Origin of the sequence: Galbitalea sp. SE-J8 (assembly GCF_030345695.1) — a bacterium.
Lineage (GTDB): Bacteria > Actinomycetota > Actinomycetes > Actinomycetales > Microbacteriaceae > JAUASV01.
Map to the genome: position 1 here is coordinate 53,532 of NZ_JAUASV010000010.1, position 15,859 is coordinate 69,390.

Below are 15,859 nucleotides of genomic sequence, written 5' to 3' on the forward strand. Positions count from 1 at the left end.
CCCGGTCATGCTCACTCGTTCCGCCGGACCGCGCTCCCTCGCGTTCATCCTCTCCGCGGCGGCGGTCGTCGTGGCCGTGCTGCTCAGCCTCATGGTGGGCAGCCGGGCGCTCTCGCCGGTCGACGTCGTGCGCGCCCTCGTCGACGGCGGCAGCGGCGACGCGGTCGACATCGTGCGCGGTCTGCGGCTCGACCGCACCCTCGTCGCACTCGTCTGCGGCGCCGCGCTCGGCGCCGCGGGCGCCCTCATGCAGGCGCTCACGCGCAACCCGCTCGCCGATCCCGGCCTGCTCGGCGTCAACGCCGGGGCGGCCGCCGCGGTCGTCACGGGCTTCGCGTTCCTCGGCGTCACGAGCAGCACCGCGCAGATGTGGCTCGCGCTCGCGGGGGCGGCCGTGGCATCCGTCGCCGTCTACCTGCTCGGCTCCGGCGGCCGCGCCGCCGCGACCCCCGCGCGCCTCGCGCTCGCGGGCGCCGCGCTGACCGCCGTGCTGTACAGCTACATCAACGCGCTCGCGCTGAGCAACCAGGAGAACTTCGACCGGTTCCGGTTCTGGACGGTCGGTTCCGTCGTGAACCGCGGGCTCGACACCCTCGTCTCGGCGCTGCCGTTCCTCGTCGCCGGCGCCGTGCTCGCGCTCGTCGTCGCGCCGGGGCTCAACGCGCTCGCGCTCGGGGACGACAGCTCCCGAGCGCTCGGTCTGCGCATCGGCCGCACGCGCGCGCTCACCGCGATCGCCGTCACGCTGCTCTGCGGTGCGTCGACCGCGGTCGCGGGGCCGATCGCGTTCGTCGGACTCACCGTGCCGCACGTCGCTCGCGCGATCGTCGGGCCCGATCAGCGGCTCGTGGTGCCGCTCTCGATGCTCATCGCGTCGGCGTTCCTCGTGCTAGCGGATGTCGTGGGTCGCGTCGTCGTGCCCGGCGCGGAGATCGAGGCGGGCATCATGACCGCGATCCTCGGCGGACCGGTGTTCATCGCGATCGTGCGCCGACGCCGGCTGGTCGCCGCGTGACCGCCGTCTCCGTGCTCGCGGTCGGCGGCTGGTCCGTGCGCGTGCACCGCCGGGCCGCGCTCGTCGGCGGGGCGCTCGTCGTCGCGCTCGCCGGGGCGGTGCTCGCCTCGCTCTCGCTCGGGGCGCATCCGGTCGCCGTCTCCGACGTGCTCGCGGTGCTCGTGGGGCGCGGCTCCGCCGTGGACGAGCTCCTCGTCGGCACGCTGCGCCTGCCGCGCGTGCTCACCGCGGCCCTCGTCGGTGCGACGCTCGGACTCGCGGGGGCGCTGTTCCAGTCGGTCACGCGCAACCCGCTCGGCAGCCCGGATGTCATCGGCTTCGACGCCGGCGCGTCGACCGGCGCGCTCGTGGCGATGCTCGTGCTCCACGGCGGCGTGCTCGCGACATCCGTCGGCGCGGTCGTCGGCGGTGCGCTCACGGCCGCGATCATCTTCGGCCTGTCGTCGCGGGGCGGGGTCGCGCCGCTGCGGCTCGTGCTCGTCGGAATCGGCGGCGGCGCCATCCTGCTCGCGGTGAACTCGACGCTCATCGTGCGCGCGCAGCTCTACGACGCGCAGAGCGCATCCGTGTGGCTCGTCGGCAACCTCGCGGGGCGCGGCTGGCCCGAGGTCGCGATGCTCGCGCCGCTCGTCGCGGTCGGGCTCGTCGCGGCCGCCGTGCTCGGGCCCGCGCTCACCCTCGGCGAGTTCGCCGACGACCGGTCGGCGAGCCTCGGACTGCACCCCGGACGCGTGCGGCTCGGCACGATCGTGCTCGGCGTGCTGCTCGCGTCCGGTGCCGTCGCGGTCGCCGGGCCCATCCAGTTCATCGCGCTCGCCGCCCCCCAGGTCGCCCGGCGGCTGACCGGCGCGACCGGGCCGAACGCCGTCGTCGCGGGGCTCACCGGTGCCGTGCTGCTCGTCATCACCGACCTCGCCGCGCGCGAGGCGTTCCAGCCGCGGCAGCTGCCGGTCGGCGTGCTCACCGGTCTCGTCGGCGGTGCGTACCTTGCGTGGCTGCTCGGGCGCGAGTGGCGGAGAGGACGCGCATGATCGACACCGAAGGCACGGGCGTGGGCATCACCGGAGGCACCGGCTCGGAGCGCCTGCGCGCGGAGGGCGTCAGCCTCGGTTACGGCGACGCGCCCATCGTCGACCGGCTCGATCTCGCCGTGCCCGACGGATCGTTCACGGTCATCGTCGGCGCGAACGGCAGCGGCAAGTCGACGCTGCTGCGCGGGCTCGCGCGACTGATCGAGCCGTCCGCGGGCGAGGTGCTGCTCGACGACCGGCGCATCCACGACTACGCCTCGAAGGAGGTCGCCCGCCGGCTCGGCCTGCTGCCGCAGACGCAGACCGCACCGGATGCCATCGGTGTCGCCGACCTCGTCGCGCGCGGACGCTATCCGCACCAGAGCATCCTGCGCCAGTGGTCGCCGGCGGATGCCGCTGCCGTGGCGCGCGCCCTGGAGCTCACCGACACCGCCGATCTCGCCGATCGCGCGTTCGACGAGCTCTCGGGCGGGCAGCGGCAGCGCGTCTGGCTCGCGATGTCCCTCGCGCAGCAGACCGACATCCTGCTGCTCGATGAGCCGACCACGTTCCTCGACATCGCGCACCAGATCGACGTGCTCGACCTGTGCGCACGCCTGCGCCTCGAGAGCGGATACACGCTCGTGGCCGTGCTGCACGACCTCAACCTCGCCGCGCGCTACGCGACGCACCTCGTCGCCATGAAGGACGGCGCGATCGTCGCCCAGGGCGACCCGCTCGCGATCATCACCCCCGACCTCGTCGAGGAGGTGTTCGGCCTCGCGTGCACGGTCATCCCCGACCCGGAGTCCGGCACCCCGCTCGTCGTTCCGCGGCGCTCGCCGCACCACGGCATCCGCCCGAGAGAAGGAGACACCCCACAGTGAACCGTCGAACCACCCGCATCGCGGGCCTCACCCTCGCCTTCGCGGCAGCCGTCGCGCTGACCGCGTGCAGCAGCGGCGCGACCGACGGGGCGGATCCGGGCGCGACGTCGCCCGCGCCCGCCGGGGGCTTCTCGTACACCGACGCGCGCGGCCAGACGGTCACGCTCGACAGCGTGCCCACGACGGTCGTCGCGCAGGCGACCGTCGCCGCCGCGCTCTACGACGCGGGGTACACCGTCGCGGGTGCCTACGGGGAGCTCGCGAAGGGCGCCGACGGGAAGTACAGCTACCAGGTGGGCGACCTGCCCGTCGACGACCTCAAGGTCATCGGCAGCACCTACGGCGAGTTCGACATCGAGGACTTCGCGCTGCTCGATCCGCAGCTCATCGTCGACTACACCTTCGACGACAAGACGCTCTGGTACGTGCCGGCCGAGCAGGCGGACCAGATCTACGCGATCGCGCCCGGCATCGGCATCAACGGCTCGCCCGCGAACACGGATGACGCGATCCAGACGTTCGTCGACCTCGCCGGAAAGCTCGGCGCCGACACGAAGAGCGCCGCGCTCGCCGCCGACAAGAAGGCGTACGACGACGCGCTCGCGTCGGTCAAGAAGGTCGCGTCGACATCCCACCTGAAGGTCGTCGTGGTGTCGCCCGCGACCGACAGCCTGTACGTCGCGGACCCGTCGAAGCTGCCCGAGTTCGCGACGCTCACGGCCCAGGGGCTCGACGTGCTCCCGCCGGTCGACCCCGACGGCCAGGTGTTCAAGCAGGTGAGCTGGGAGCACGCCTCCGACTATGCGGATGCCGACGTCATCCTCGTCGACGCTCGCAACTACGACTCCGTCGCCGATGCCCTGAAGGGCGTGCCGACCTGGGCGAACCTGCCCGCGGTGAAGGCCGGCCAGGTCTACAACTGGTACGCCTCGGCGCCGTACTCCTACAAGCAGTACGCGTCGATCTACCAGGAGCTCGCGGACGAGCTCGCGGCGGCGAAGACTCTCTAGCCGCCACCCCTCTTTCCCGTGTGAGGACGTTCTGCGCGTGTGAGGACGGCCCGGGCCGTCCTCACACGCGCAGAACGTCCTCACACGGGAAAGAGGGGAGCCGCGGCGGGTCAGGCGCGCATCGCGACGCCCTCGCGCCAGTAGCCCATGAACGCGACCTGACCCCGGTCGACGCCGAGGTCGCGCACGAGGTGTCGGCGGATGGCCGTGACCACGCCGCTCTCGCCCGCGATCCAGGCGTAGAGCCCGGGGATGCCGGGGGAGGCCGCCGGGAGCTGCCCGTCCGCTGCGGGATGCGTCGGCGTCTCCCAGATCTCCTCGTCGGTGATCTCCTCGTCGGCCGCCGCAGCATCCTCGCGGTCCGTCGCGTCGGTGTCGGCCATCGTGCCGACGACGGCTGTGCCCTGCGCGACGCTGGTCCCGCCCCGCGCGGCGTCGCGCGTAGCTGTGCCCCGCGCGACGCTGGTCCCGCCCCGCGCGGCGTCGCGCGTAGCGGTCCGCGCGGCGAGCTCGAGGGCGAAGCGAGCGTCGTCCGCCCGGCCGCCGAGGTGCTCGACGACCCGGGGGAGCAGCCGGGAGCCGACCGCGGCGCCGTCGCGCGGCAGCCAGTGCAGCGCGATCCCCGCCGGGGCGACGAGCTCGTCGATGTCCGCCGACTCGGGCACCTCGAGGAACGCCGCGCCGGACGCGTCGTCCGGCAGATCGGCGAGGATGCGCGCCATCGCGGGCACGGCGGTCTCGTCTCCCGCGAGCACGATGTGGTCCGCATCGCCGGGCGCGAACTCGATGCCGCCGCCTTCCGTGCTGCTGCGGCGCGGCCCGACGACGAGGAGGGCGTCGCCCCGCCCGGCCGCCGCGGCCCACGTCGAGGCCGGCCCGGTCGCGCCCGGCACGAGGTGCAGCACGAAGTCGACGACGAGCCGGCGCTCGTCACCCTCGCCGACGAGGTCGCGGATGGAGTAGGTGCGCATCGATCCGCGCGACTCCTCGGGCAGGGTTCTCCAGGCATCCCACCACGCGTCGGCGCCGACGATCGCCGGAAGCACACCCGACTCGGGCGGGAAGATGAGTTTGATCCGCTGGTCCCACGCCGCACCGACGGTGCCGAAGTCGGCGAGCTCGTCGCCGCGGAACGTCACCCGCACGAAGCTCGGCGAGACGCGGAGCACGTCGGTGACGGAGACGGTGGTGACGATGAACGGAGAGGGCACCCCGCCACGATACCCGAAAGTTAGGTAACCCTAACCTCAGCGAGGAGGATCGTCAGGATCAGCCGGTGTTCTGCAGGCCGGCGGCGACCCCGCTCACCGACAGCAGCAGCAGGCGGTGCAGCTCAGCGGCATCCGCTGCGTCCGGCGCGGGCTGCGCGCGCAGGTGCCGCAGCGCGCGCAGCTGCAGCAGCGAGAGCGCGTCGACGTAGGGGCTGCGCAGCTTGACGGCCCGCTGCAGCACCGGACGGTTGGCGAGCAGCTCGCCGCCGCCGACGATGCGGATCACCCACGAGCGCGTGAGCTCCATCTCCTCCAGGACGAGCGCCGCGAGGTCGTCGCGATCGCCGAGCGCGAGGTAGTGGCGCGCGATGCGGCCGTCGCTCTTCGCGAGCCCCATCGCCACGTTGTCGATCATCGTGCGGAACAGCGGCCACTCGCGGTATGCGACCGACAGGCGCTCGAGGTCGCCGACGGCCTCGAGCGCGGTGCCGAGGCCGAACCAGCCCGCGAGGTTGATGCGCGCCTGCGTCCAGGCGAAGACCCACGGGATCGCGCGCAGGTCTTCGAGCGACTCGACGGAGAGCCCGCGCCGCGCCGGTCTCGAGCCGAGGGCGAGCGAGCCGAGCTCCTCCATCGGTGTCACGGTCGCGAACCACGGGGCGAAGCCGGGCGCCTTCACGAGCTCGAAGAAGCGGGTGCGGGATGCGGCATCCATCGTCGCGGCGACGTCCGCGTACCGCGCCGCGGCGTCCTCGTTGCGCGCCTCGATCGACGGCGCCGACTGCAGCAGCACGGCGGCCGCGACCTGGTCGATGTGCCGCATCGCGATGTGCTGGTCGCCGTAGCGGGCGAAGATGACCTCGCCCTGCTCGGTGAGCTTGAAGCGGCCGTCGACCGAGTGCGGCGGCTGGGCGAGGATCGCCGAGTTCGCAGGACCGCCGCCGCGGCCGAGCGCGCCGCCGCGCCCGTGGAACAGCGTGAGCGTGATGTCGCTGTCGTCCGCCCACGTCGCGATGCGCTGCTGCGCCTCGTAGAGCGCGAGGGTCGCGGCCACCGGGCCGACGTCCTTCGACGAGTCCGAGTAGCCGAGCATGACCTCGAGCCGGCGGCCGGTCTCGTCGAGACGCGACGCGAACTCGGGGTGCTCGACGATCTCCGCGAGGATGCCGGGCGCCGCCTGCAGGTCGGCGAACGTCTCGAACAGCGGCACGACGTCGAGCACGGGCGGCGTGCCGGTCGGACCGACGGCCGCGCGCGCGAGCCGGTGCACGTTCGCGAGGTCCTCGGCGGACTGCGTGAACGAGACGATGTACCGGCCGGCGGCCCGCAGTCCGTAGCGACGCTGCACCTGCGCGATCGTGCGGACGACCTCGAGCACCTCCTCGGCCAGCTCGCTGAGCGGCTCGCCCGACTCGATCTCCGCGAGCACCCGGCGGTGCACGGCGGAGTGCTGGCGCACCTCGAGCTCGGCGAGGTGGAACCCGAACGTCTCGACCTGCCAGACCAGGTGCTGCAGGTGTCCGTACGCCTGCCGCGCGGCACCGGCCGCGACGAGCGAGTGCTGCACGATCCGCAGCTCCTCGAGCAGCTGCTCGGGCGCGGTGTAGGCGAGGTCGGCGTTGCGCGTGCGGGTCGCGGCGACGCGGCGCGCGATGAGCAGCAGGATGCGGCGGTGCGGCTCGTCGGGGGAGCGCTTGGCGATCTCGGCTGCGGCCTCCTCGTCGGCGGCCCGCAGGCGCTGCCAGAGGGCGACGAGCGCGTCGGACGGCGGCGTGGTCGTCGCGTCAAGGGTCAGCCCGCGTCCGACCCGCGCGGCGGTGCGCTCGAGGCCGAGCAGCACGTGCTCGCTCGCGATGCCCGCGGCCTTCTTGGTGACGGATGCGGTGACGAACGGGTTGCCGTCGCGGTCGCCGCCGACCCAGGTGCCGAGTCGGACGAACGGCGGCACGACCGGGGGCACGGCGCCCGACGCCCCGCCCTGCAGCGCGTCGTCGATGCGCCGGTAGATGTCGGGGATCGACGTGTAGAGCGTCTCGTCGAAGACGGCCATGATGGCGCGCACCTCGTCGGTGGGCGTCGGCTTCTCGGGGCGCAGCGGCGCGGTGCGCCACAGCGTGTCGACCTCCTCGAGCATGCTGCGCTCGACGCGCGCGCGGTCGACCCCGCCCGCGGAGCCGTCGAGCTCGTCGAGCAGGTCGGAGAGCCGACGGATGCTGTCGGACACCGCGCGCCGGCGCGCCTCGGTGGGGTGCGCTGTGAAGACCGGGTGGAAGCGGAGCGCGGCGAGCCGCTCGTGCGCGGCTTCCTCGCCGATCTCGGCGGTGAGCTGCGCGAACGCCTCGCCGACGGAGTCGGTGGGGTCCTGGCGCGGGGGCCGGCCGTCGCGCTCGCGCAGCACGCGCACGCGGTGGTGCTCCTCGGCGAGGTTCGTGAGGTGGAAGTACGCGGTGAACGCGCGGGCGACCTCGTCCGCGCGGTCGATCGTGAACGAGTCGGCGATCTCCGCGGCGCGCGCGAACGCCTCTGGGGTCTCATCCGTGTACGCCTGGATGGTCGCGAGGCGGAGCCGCTCGACGTCGTCGAGGAGCTCGGGGGATCCGCTCTCGGCGAGCACGGTGCCGAGCAGCTGGCCGAGCAGCCGAACGTCCGAGCGGATCTGCTCGGGGATCTCCTGGCCCGCCTCGAACCGTCCGACGATGTCGATGGCCTCGGTCCGCGTGAAGTCCTGCATGGGGACAACGCTACGGTGCCGATGTTTCCGTTTCGTACCAGCGAGCGGTCGGCGGGCGGTCAGGGAGCGTGCAGCGATGGGGCGCCCCGCTGGCGGGACGCCCCATCGACATGCGGATCAGAGAACGCGGATGTTCTCGGCCTGCGGGCCCTTCTGACCCTGGCCGACCTCGAACTCGACCTTCTGGTTCTCCTCGAGGCTGCGGTATCCGGTGCCGGTGATGGCGCGGAAGTGCGCGAAAAGGTCGGCGCTCCCGTCATCGGGGGCGATGAATCCGTAGCCCTTCTCGGCGTTGAACCACTTGACGGTGCCTGTGGGCATTGTTTTTCCTACTCACTATTCGCGGGCCGTGTCGGCCCCTCGCTGCGGTCGGCGATCGCCGACGCGCTCGCCGTCGCAAGGTGCGACGGACGCTGGTCTCCACGCGCGCGTGCCCCTATGCCGGGTCGCGCGCTCGCGCCCGGTTCGAGGTCGACGGGTGAGGCGGTGGAGAAGATGGATTGAGCCGATCGGTAGAGGTGATGCTCGTGTTCGAATACACAGTGACGCCAAGGGCGGAGCGCCGATCGCTGGGACGACAGTAGCGCGGAAACATCGGATATGCACCGCATGACGCCATATTTCTCGGGAATCCGGGTCGAGAAGCGGCCGGGCCGCCCCGATCGCGATGGGCGCGGCGCCCCGCCGGTAGCCTGGGGACCATGCCCGTCGACGATCCCGCCGCATCCGCGGTCCCCGAGGCTCCCGAGGTCCCGGAGGCATCCGCGGCCGCTGAGGCTCTCGAAGGGCGCCCGCAGGTGCGCCCCGCGACGGAGGGGTGGTCGCAGAAGCTCGGGTCCGACGGACGCCCGCTGCTGCAGTTCGCGAGCCCGAAGCGCGGCAAGCCGCCCGTGCACTTCGCCGACCTCACCCCCGAGCAGCGTGTTGAGCGCGTGAAGGAGCTGGGCCTCCCGGGCTTCCGCGCGAAGCAGCTCGCGACGCACTACTTCGGCCGCTACACGTCCGACCCGGCCGAGATGACCGACCTTCCCGCGACCGGCCGCGAGGAGCTCGTCCGCGGACTGCTCCCCGAGCTCATGACCGAGGTCCGTCGCCTGACGACGGACAAGGGCGACACGATCAAGTTCCTCTGGAAGCTGAACGACGGCGCCCTCGTCGAGTCGGTGCTCATGCGCTACCCGGGCCGCATCACGCTGTGCGTCTCGAGCCAGGCCGGATGCGGCATGAACTGCCCGTTCTGCGCCACCGGCCAGGCGGGGCTCACCCGCAACATGTCGGCCGCGGAGATCGTGGAGCAGGTCGTGCGGGCGAACCGGGTCGTGCGCGAGGGCGGCCTCGGGCCCGCGCACCACGACGACGAGCGTGTCACGAACATCGTCTTCATGGGCATGGGGGAGCCGCTCGCGAACTACGCGCGCCTCATGTCGGCGGTGCGCACGATGGTCGCGCCGCAGCCCGAGGGCCTCGGGATGAGCGCCCGGCACATCACCGTCTCGACGGTCGGACTCGTGCCGGCGATCGGCAGGCTCGCCGCGGAGCGCATTCCGGTGACGTTCGCGCTCAGCCTGCACGCGCCCGACGACGAGCTGCGCGACGAGCTCATCCCGGTCAACTCGCGCTGGAAGGTCGACGAGGCGCTGGACGCCGCCCGCGCGTACTTCGACGCGACCGGCCGGCGCGTCTCGATCGAGTACGCCCTCATCAAGGACATGAACGACCACGGCTGGCGCGCCCAGCTGCTCGCCGACAAGCTCAACGCCCGCGGCACGGGCTGGGTGCACGTCAACCCCATCCCGCTGAACCCGACGCCCGGCTCGATCTGGACCGCGTCGGAGGTGCCCGTGCAGCACGAGTTCGTGCGCATCCTCGAGGCCGCGGGCGTGCCGACGACGATCCGCGACACCCGCGGCAAGGAGATCGACGGCGCGTGCGGCCAGCTCGCCGCCGCCGACGAGACGGAGCACGGCGCCGTCGCGGAGGTGCTCGTGTGAGCCCGAGCCTCCACATCACGGGCGAGACGGATGCCGACCGCCTGCTCTCCGACGAGCCGCTCGCCCTGCTGCTCGGCATGCTGCTCGATCAGCAGGTCGCGATGGAGACGGCGTTCGCCGGCCCGCTCAAGGTCAGCGAGCGCCTCGCCGCCGCGGGCATCGGGGCGTTCACGGCGCGCGTGATCGCGGACGCCGACCCCGACGCGCTCCGGGCGCTCTTCGCCGAGTCGCCCGCCGTGCACCGCTTCCCGGGGTCGATGGCCGACCGTGCGCAGGCGCTCGCGCGTGCGCTCGTCGACGACTGGGACGGCGACGCCCGGGCGCTCTGGACGCGGGACGCGCCCACCGGCGCCGAGGTGCTCAAGCGGCTCAAGGCGCTCCCGGGCTTCGGCGACCAGAAGGCGCGCATCTTCCTGGCGCTCCTCGGCAAGCAGTACGGCCTCACCGCATCCGGCTGGCGCGAGGCCGCTGGAGCGTATGGCGAGGAGGGCTCGTTCCGTTCGGTCGCCGACATCACGAGCACGGAGTCGCTCGCCCGGGTGCGCGAGCACAAGCGCGCCGCCAAGGCCGCCGCGAAGGGCTGACGATGATGCATGGACGCCGGATGCTGCGCTCGACCGGGTCGATCCTGTCGATCGCGTCGCGCGACTCCGTGCTCTCGATCGGATCGCGCGGTTCGGTGCTGTCGATCGCATCCGTCGGCTCGGTGCTGTCGGTCGGTTCGATCGGTTCCGCGGTCGCGGTGGCGTCGATCGGGTCCTTCGTCGCGGTCGCGAGCATCGGCTCCGCGGTCGCGATCCTCGGCGTGCTGTCGTGGCGATCGCGCCGCGCGGTGCTCGCCGGGAACGCCGCACGATAGCGCCCGATCGCGCCCGGTCGGCGGCGTGTCGGGGGAGCGGGTAGAATAGGGTGCCCTCTCTCGCCAGGAGCGGGCAGGAGGAGAGCGCCCAGTGAACATCCGCGTCGGAGAGACCGTCGTCTACCCCCATCACGGAGCGGTGACCATCACCGCGGTGAAGGACAAGGTCATCAAGGGCGAGAAGAAGTCCTACGTGACGATGCGGGTGCACACGAGCGAGCTCGAGATCCAGCTGCCGGCCGACAACTTCGACCTCGTGGGCGTGCGCGCGGTCATCGACGACGAGGGCGTCCAGCGGGTCTACTCGGTGCTGCAGGAGGACGTCGTCGAGGAGCCGTCGAACTGGTCGCGCCGGTTCAAGGCCAACCAGGAGAAGATGGCGAGCGGCAACGTGCTGCGCGTGAGCGAGGTCGTGCGCGACCTGTGGCGCCGCGAGGGTGCGAGCGGCCTGTCGGCCGGCGAGAAGCGGATGCTGCAGAAGGCCCGCCAGATCCTCATCTCGGAGCTCGCGCTCGCGCTCTCGCTGAGCGACGACGACGCGTCGGTCGAGCTCGACCGCGTGCTCGCGGACGACGCCGCCTGACCGGGCGACGCCGCGCGCGCTGAATACCCCCCCGTGTGAGGACGATCTGCGCGCCTGAGGATCGTTTGCGGCGTCCTCACGCGCGCAGATCGTCCTCACACGTGCGGATGTGTAACTGGACTGCGCGGTCCAGTTAGGCTGGCGCCATGGCACTCACCGCCAAGGGGCTGCGCACCCGCCAACGCATCATCGAGGGCACCGCCGCGCACCTGCGCGGAGAGGCGGGCCTCGACGTCACGCTCGACGACGTGCGCGCCACCACCCGCACGAGCAAGGGCCAGATCTTCCACTACTTCCCGGGAGGGAAGGACGAGCTGTTCCTCGAAGTGGCCAGGCTCGAGGCCGGTCGCGTGATCGAGGAGCAGCGGCCCCATCTCGATGCGCTCGACAGCTGGGAGTCGTGGCAGCAATGGCGGGATGCCGTCGTCGCGCGCTACCGGGCTGAGGGTGCTGCATGCGCCATGACCGCGCTCACCCGGCAGGTGAACGCGAATTCCGGTGCGACCGCGATCGCGCGGACCCTGCTCGAAAACTGGCAAGGGTATTTGCGCCGGGGAATCGAGAAGATGCAGGCGAACGGCCTGATCGGCCGGCAGCTCGACGCCGAAGCGACATCCGCTGCGCTGCTCGCGAGCATCCAGGGCGGCGTCGTGATCCTGCAGACGACTGGTCTGACCTATCACCTCGAAACCGCCCTGGATGCCGCGATCGCCCAGATGCGCGCGAACGCGCCCGCTCTGTCAGCGCGTGAGTAGCGTCGACGCCTGCTGAGGGTCGGTACTGAGCTGCCTCACGCCCAATTCCGGACGGGGTCGCGATAGCCGTGAGGCTTGTCGGCGACCTTCGTGCCGACGCTGATGATGCTCGATTGGTATTCGGGCGTGAACATCACGTACGGCTTGCCAAACTGGGGCGCGCCCGCCGCGTCGAGCCGCGCACGCAGCCCGCCGGGGATCTCGAACTCGAGGGCCGCGAGTGAGGACCGGAGCTGCTCCGCACTGCTGGCGCCGACGATCGCCGAGGCGACTCCTGGCTGGGTGGCGACCCAGTTGACCGCTACCTGCGCCATGCTCACGCCGAGCTCGTCGGCGACGAGCTCGAGCGCGGCGAGCGTCTGCCAGTCGGCATCCGAGCGCTCCATACCGGCCCCACCGGTGCCCGCAAGGCGGCCCTCGCCCTCGAACCCGCGCTCCGAGGCGCGGTACTTCCCGGTCAGGAATCCGCCCGCCAATGGGCTCCAGGCCGTGATGCCGAGACCGAGCTCCTGGCCCGCCGGTACGTGTTCGGCCTCGATTGCGCGGTCGACGAGCGAGTACGGCAGCTGCAGGGTGATCATCGGTGCGAACCCGTGCGCATCCGCCAGGGTCTGCGCCCGCGCGGCGTACCAGGCCGGCACGTCCGACAGGCCGGCATAGCGGATCTTGCCTGCGGTGACGAGGTCGTCGAGGGTGCGCAGCACCTCGTCGACCGGCGTGATCCGGTCCCAGGTGTGCAGCAGGTAGAGGTCGAGATAGTCGGTGCCGAGCCGGCGCAGCGACGCCTCGACGGCACGAATCATGTGCTTGCGGCCGTTGCCGCCCGCATTCGGGTCGCCGGGGTCCACGCTGTTCGTGAACTTGCTCGTGATCACGAGCCGATCGCGCGCACCGGTCTCGGCGATCAGCCTGCCGAGGATCTGCTCGCTCTCGCCCGCGGTGTAGAAGTCGGCGGTGTCGATGAGGTTGCCGCCGCCCTCGATGTAGGTGCGGAGGATCGGCCGCGACTCCTCGAGCGACCTGCCGTACGCGGCGTGGAACCCGCGGGTGCCGAAGTTCATCGTGCCGAGGGCGAGTCGGCTGACGCGCAGCCCCGAGCGGCCGAGCAGGTAGTACTGGTCGAGTGACATGGAGCTCCTTCTGATCCGATGCTGGGTTGTCACGGTAGGCATCGCATTCTGGACTCTCAAGTCCATAACGCGGTCGCGGTGCATCGCGAGCCCCGGCTGTCTCCGTGTGAGGACGGTCTGCGCGCGTGAGGACGGTTCGGGGCGTCCTCACGCGCGCAGAACGTCCTCACACGGGTTCGGTGAGGGACGACCGATCGGGGGCAGAACCCGACCGGATGGAGGATGTGCCGGCCGCGCGGCCCGTCGACGCTGGACGCATGACCAACACCCTCATCCCCGCCCCGTCTTCCGCCGACGAGCGCCGCGCGCGATTCCGGCCGCCCCTGGTGCTGCTCGCCGGATTCCTCGTCGTCAGCCTCGCCATGGAGGCGGTGATCATCGCCCAGAGCGCGCTCGGCGCATCCGTCGACAGCGCCATCTGGATCCGCTGCTCGCTCGTGCTGGTCAGCTCGATCGTGCTGCTGCTGCTCGCGATGAGGGCGGCCGGGGGCTCGCGCTCCGCCTGGACCCGCATCCGGATCGTCAGCGTCGTCGTCGTGGTCGCGATCATCGTGATCGTCTCGATCCCCGGCTTCCTGCCGGACTGGATACGAGTCGAGCAGGGGGTCTGCGGGGCTCTCGTGCTGCCGGCCGCCATCCTGCTCAATCTGCCGCGCACCCGGGCGCTCTTCCCGAAGTCCGGATCGGCCTCCTCCGATCGCGCGACCCGCGGGTAGGGTCTACGACGTGGTCGATCCGCGGTGGCGCAGGGTGCTGGCGGTGGTGCCGTACCTGGTCGTCGGCATACTGGCGGCGTTCGGCGTCGGTTTCGAGTGGGGCCAGTGGACGCGACTGGTGCCCGAACTGGTGCTGTGCGCGGTGTTCGCGGCGTGGGTCCTCGTCTTCCGCACCCTGCGCCGGCCGTGGGCGGACCGGCCCGGCGCGATCGCGGTATTCATGACCGGGCTGATCGGCCTCAACCTCGCTCTGGTGCTGCTGGACGGCTGGTTCGGGTTCCTGGCGATCGCGACGTTCACGTTCGCCTACTCGGTCGTTCCCTGGCCGGCGGAGCTCTTCGCGGTCGGGGCGACCGCCGCGGTCGCCGGTCTGGCGCAGGGCTCCGGCTTCTCTCGCGACGCACGCGGCATCGTCGCCGTGGCGTTCGTCGTTCTGCTCAACGTCGCGATCATGGCCGGGATGTCGTGGGGGCTCCGCCTGGCGGAGCGGGTGACCCAGCGTGAGGGCGCCGAGGCCGAGCGCACCCGTCTGGCCGGCGACATCCATGACACGCTGGCCCAGAACTTCGCCGGGATCGTGACCCAGTTGCAGGCCGCGGATGAGGCAGCGGATGAGGCGGGCCGGCAACGGCACACCGCCTCGGCCCTGGACCTCGCCCGCGACGGGCTCGCCGAGGCGCGCCGGTCGGTGCAGGCGTTGCGCCCGCCCGCTCTCGAGGGGGCCAGGCTTCCCGAGGCGATCGACAACGTGGCGCGACGCTGGTCGGCGCGCACCGGCGTCCCGGTCGAGGTCAGCACCACGGGTTCCGAGCGGGCGCTCGAGACCGAGGCCGACGTCGCGCTGCTGCGGACCGCCCAGGAGGCACTCACCAACGTCGAGCGCCACGCGGCTGCCGAGCGGGTGCGGCTCACACTGTGCTACGAGCCACGCGGGGCTCGGCTGGAGGTCCGCGACGACGGGAAGGGCTTCGACGCCGCGCCCGTTCCGGGCGGCGCGGACGGTGACGGCTACGGTCTGATCGCCATGCGCGAGCGACTGGAGTCGCTCGCGGGGCGGCTCGTCATCGAGTCCCGACCGGGCCACGGCACCGCGATCCTGGCCGAGGTGCCGGGATGACCGCGCTCCGCCTGCTCGTGGTCGACGACCACCCGGTCGTGCGCGACGGGATCGTGGGCATGCTCGCCTCGGATCCGGAGCTCGAGGTCGTCGGCCAGGCGGCTGACGGTGCCGAGGCGATCCGGCTGGCGCGCGCACTTGAGCCCGACGTGGTGCTGATGGACCTGCGGATGCCGGGCACGGATGGGCTGGCCGCCATCCGCGAACTGGCGAGGCTGGGCATCGCGAGCCGGGTGCTCGTGCTGACCACCTACGACGCGGACGCCGATGTGCTGCCCGCGATCGAGGCCGGCGCCACCGGGTATCTGCTCAAGGACGCCTCGCGCGAAGAGCTGGTGCGCGCCGTGCGTGTCGCGGCGGCGGGGCATGCCGTGCTCGCCCCCTCGATCGCGACGCGCCTCGTCGACCGGGTGCGCGCGCCGGAGTCGGCGACGCTGACCCCCCGTGAGCTGCAGGTGCTCGCTCTGGTGGCCGACGGGGCCACCAACCGGCAGGTGGGCGCGGCGCTGCACCTGGGTGAGACCACCGTGAAGACGCACCTGCTCGCCGCCTACGGGAAGCTCGGGGTCGCCGACCGGGCGGCGGCCGTCGCGGAGGGATTCCGCCGGGGGCTGCTCGGTCAGGGCCGCGGGTAGCCGCGTCGTCGACGGCGGCGAAGTCGCCCGACCGTGTGTGAGGTGGCCCGACCGTGTGTGAGGTGGCCCGACCGTGTGTGAGGTGGCCCGACCGTGTGTGAGGTGGCCCGACCGTGTGTGAGGACGATCTGCGCGCGTGAGGACGGTCTGGGGCGTCCTCACACGCGCAGATCGTCCTCACACGTGGTTGGAGGGGCCGGGCGGGGGGC

The 15,859-nt window shown here is 72.2% G+C and carries 16 protein-coding genes; 12 read left to right on the top strand and 4 right to left on the bottom strand.

The genetic code is table 11. The features are described from left to right. Window positions 1–7: 7 nt before the first annotated feature. Genes QT381_RS08435 through QT381_RS08450 form a run of 4 tightly spaced genes read left to right on the top strand, consistent with a single transcriptional unit; the run spans window position 8 to window position 3,922 of the window. A complete protein-coding gene (locus QT381_RS08435) occupies window positions 8–1,015 on the top strand; it encodes a FecCD family ABC transporter permease (RefSeq protein WP_289248455.1) in 1,008 nt (335 codons plus the stop codon). Continuing rightward, on the top strand, window positions 1,012–2,046 hold the full coding sequence (locus QT381_RS08440) for a FecCD family ABC transporter permease (RefSeq protein WP_289248456.1): 1,035 nt from the start codon (window positions 1,012–1,014) through the stop codon (window positions 2,044–2,046). Before QT381_RS08435 ends, QT381_RS08440 begins: the two co-directional genes overlap by 4 nt. Continuing rightward, window positions 2,043–2,912, top strand: a complete 870-nt coding sequence (locus QT381_RS08445) for an ABC transporter ATP-binding protein (RefSeq protein WP_289248457.1) — start codon at window positions 2,043–2,045, stop codon at window positions 2,910–2,912. Before QT381_RS08440 ends, QT381_RS08445 begins: the two co-directional genes overlap by 4 nt. Continuing rightward, the gene (locus tag QT381_RS08450; protein WP_289248458.1) at window positions 2,909–3,922 is read left to right on the top strand and encodes an ABC transporter substrate-binding protein; all 1,014 of its coding nucleotides are present in this window, start codon (window positions 2,909–2,911) and stop codon (window positions 3,920–3,922) included. Before QT381_RS08445 ends, QT381_RS08450 begins: the two co-directional genes overlap by 4 nt. 110 nt (window positions 3,923–4,032) lie before the next feature. Here QT381_RS08450 and QT381_RS08455 read toward each other — a convergent pair whose 3' ends face one another. The 3 genes from QT381_RS08455 to QT381_RS08465 all read right to left on the bottom strand — a co-directional run bounded on the left by QT381_RS08455 (window position 4,033) and on the right by QT381_RS08465 (window position 8,185). Beyond that, window positions 4,033–5,133 carry a siderophore-interacting protein gene (locus tag QT381_RS08455; protein ID WP_289248459.1) on the bottom strand — a complete coding sequence of 367 codons (1,101 nt, stop codon included), beginning with the start codon at window positions 5,131–5,133 and terminating at the stop codon, window positions 4,033–4,035. Window positions 5,134–5,191: 58 nt separating this feature from the next. Then, complete coding sequence (locus tag QT381_RS08460) at window positions 5,192–7,864, bottom strand: phosphoenolpyruvate carboxylase (RefSeq protein ID WP_289248460.1); 2,673 nt, start codon at window positions 7,862–7,864, stop codon at window positions 5,192–5,194. Window positions 7,865–7,981: 117 nt separating this feature from the next. Next, on the bottom strand, window positions 7,982–8,185 hold the full coding sequence (locus QT381_RS08465; RefSeq protein ID WP_289248461.1) for a cold-shock protein: 204 nt from the start codon (window positions 8,183–8,185) through the stop codon (window positions 7,982–7,984). A gap of 380 nt (window positions 8,186–8,565) precedes the next feature. Between QT381_RS08465 and rlmN the strand changes: the two genes are divergently transcribed. From rlmN to QT381_RS08490, 5 genes are all read left to right on the top strand, one after another. Further along, window positions 8,566–9,855 (top strand): dual-specificity RNA methyltransferase RlmN, encoded by a 1,290-nt coding sequence (gene rlmN, locus QT381_RS08470; RefSeq protein WP_289248462.1) that lies wholly within the window; start codon window positions 8,566–8,568, stop codon window positions 9,853–9,855. Further along, window positions 9,852–10,439 carry an HhH-GPD-type base excision DNA repair protein gene (locus QT381_RS08475; protein ID WP_289248463.1) on the top strand — a complete coding sequence of 196 codons (588 nt, stop codon included), beginning with the start codon at window positions 9,852–9,854 and terminating at the stop codon, window positions 10,437–10,439. The genes rlmN and QT381_RS08475 overlap by 4 nt, the downstream gene beginning before the upstream one ends. Before the next feature lie 2 nt (window positions 10,440–10,441). Then, window positions 10,442–10,714: a hypothetical protein gene (locus QT381_RS08480; protein WP_289248464.1), complete on the top strand. Its 273-nt coding sequence runs from the start codon at window positions 10,442–10,444 to the stop codon at window positions 10,712–10,714. A 91-nt stretch (window positions 10,715–10,805) separates the two neighbouring features. Next, the gene (locus QT381_RS08485) at window positions 10,806–11,297 is read left to right on the top strand and encodes a CarD family transcriptional regulator (protein WP_289248465.1); all 492 of its coding nucleotides are present in this window, start codon (window positions 10,806–10,808) and stop codon (window positions 11,295–11,297) included. A gap of 146 nt (window positions 11,298–11,443) precedes the next feature. Continuing rightward, entirely contained in the window at window positions 11,444–12,052 is a 609-nt protein-coding gene (locus tag QT381_RS08490) for a TetR/AcrR family transcriptional regulator (RefSeq protein WP_289248466.1), read from the top strand. A gap of 35 nt (window positions 12,053–12,087) precedes the next feature. On the opposite strand, the gene QT381_RS08495 is transcribed toward QT381_RS08490, so the two are convergent. Then, window positions 12,088–13,182, bottom strand: a complete 1,095-nt coding sequence (locus QT381_RS08495) for an aldo/keto reductase (protein WP_289248467.1) — start codon at window positions 13,180–13,182, stop codon at window positions 12,088–12,090. 257 nt (window positions 13,183–13,439) lie between these two features. On the opposite strand from QT381_RS08495, the gene QT381_RS08500 reads away from it, so the two are divergent. From QT381_RS08500 to QT381_RS08510, 3 genes are read left to right on the top strand one after another with little or no spacing between them, the layout of a single operon-like run. Beyond that, entirely contained in the window at window positions 13,440–13,898 is a 459-nt protein-coding gene (locus QT381_RS08500; protein ID WP_289248468.1) for a hypothetical protein, read from the top strand. Between the two features lie 10 nt (window positions 13,899–13,908). Next, window positions 13,909–15,015, top strand: a complete 1,107-nt coding sequence (locus QT381_RS08505) for a sensor histidine kinase (protein ID WP_289248469.1) — start codon at window positions 13,909–13,911, stop codon at window positions 15,013–15,015. After that, entirely contained in the window at window positions 15,012–15,650 is a 639-nt protein-coding gene (locus QT381_RS08510; protein ID WP_289248470.1) for a response regulator, read from the top strand. Before QT381_RS08505 ends, QT381_RS08510 begins: the two co-directional genes overlap by 4 nt. Window positions 15,651–15,859 lie beyond the last annotated feature (209 nt).

What these genes read in the sequence shown, in the direction of transcription:
- QT381_RS08435 (WP_289248455.1), top strand. Translation starts at nt 8, where the DNA reads ATGCTCACTCGTTCCGCCGGACCGCGCTCCCTCGCGTTCATCCTCTCC.
- QT381_RS08445 (WP_289248457.1), top strand. Translation starts at nt 2,043, where the DNA reads ATGATCGACACCGAAGGCACGGGCGTGGGCATCACCGGAGGCACCGGC.
- QT381_RS08460 (WP_289248460.1), bottom strand. Translation starts at nt 7,864, where the DNA reads ATGCAGGACTTCACGCGGACCGAGGCCATCGACATCGTCGGACGGTTC.
- QT381_RS08465 (WP_289248461.1), bottom strand. Translation starts at nt 8,185, where the DNA reads ATGCCCACAGGCACCGTCAAGTGGTTCAACGCCGAGAAGGGCTACGGA.
- rlmN (WP_289248462.1), top strand. Translation starts at nt 8,566, where the DNA reads ATGCCCGTCGACGATCCCGCCGCATCCGCGGTCCCCGAGGCTCCCGAG.
- QT381_RS08480 (WP_289248464.1), top strand. Translation starts at nt 10,442, where the DNA reads ATGATGCATGGACGCCGGATGCTGCGCTCGACCGGGTCGATCCTGTCG.
- QT381_RS08490 (WP_289248466.1), top strand. Translation starts at nt 11,444, where the DNA reads ATGGCACTCACCGCCAAGGGGCTGCGCACCCGCCAACGCATCATCGAG.
- QT381_RS08495 (WP_289248467.1), bottom strand. Translation starts at nt 13,182, where the DNA reads ATGTCACTCGACCAGTACTACCTGCTCGGCCGCTCGGGGCTGCGCGTC.
- QT381_RS08500 (WP_289248468.1), top strand. Translation starts at nt 13,440, where the DNA reads ATGACCAACACCCTCATCCCCGCCCCGTCTTCCGCCGACGAGCGCCGC.
- QT381_RS08510 (WP_289248470.1), top strand. Translation starts at nt 15,012, where the DNA reads ATGACCGCGCTCCGCCTGCTCGTGGTCGACGACCACCCGGTCGTGCGC.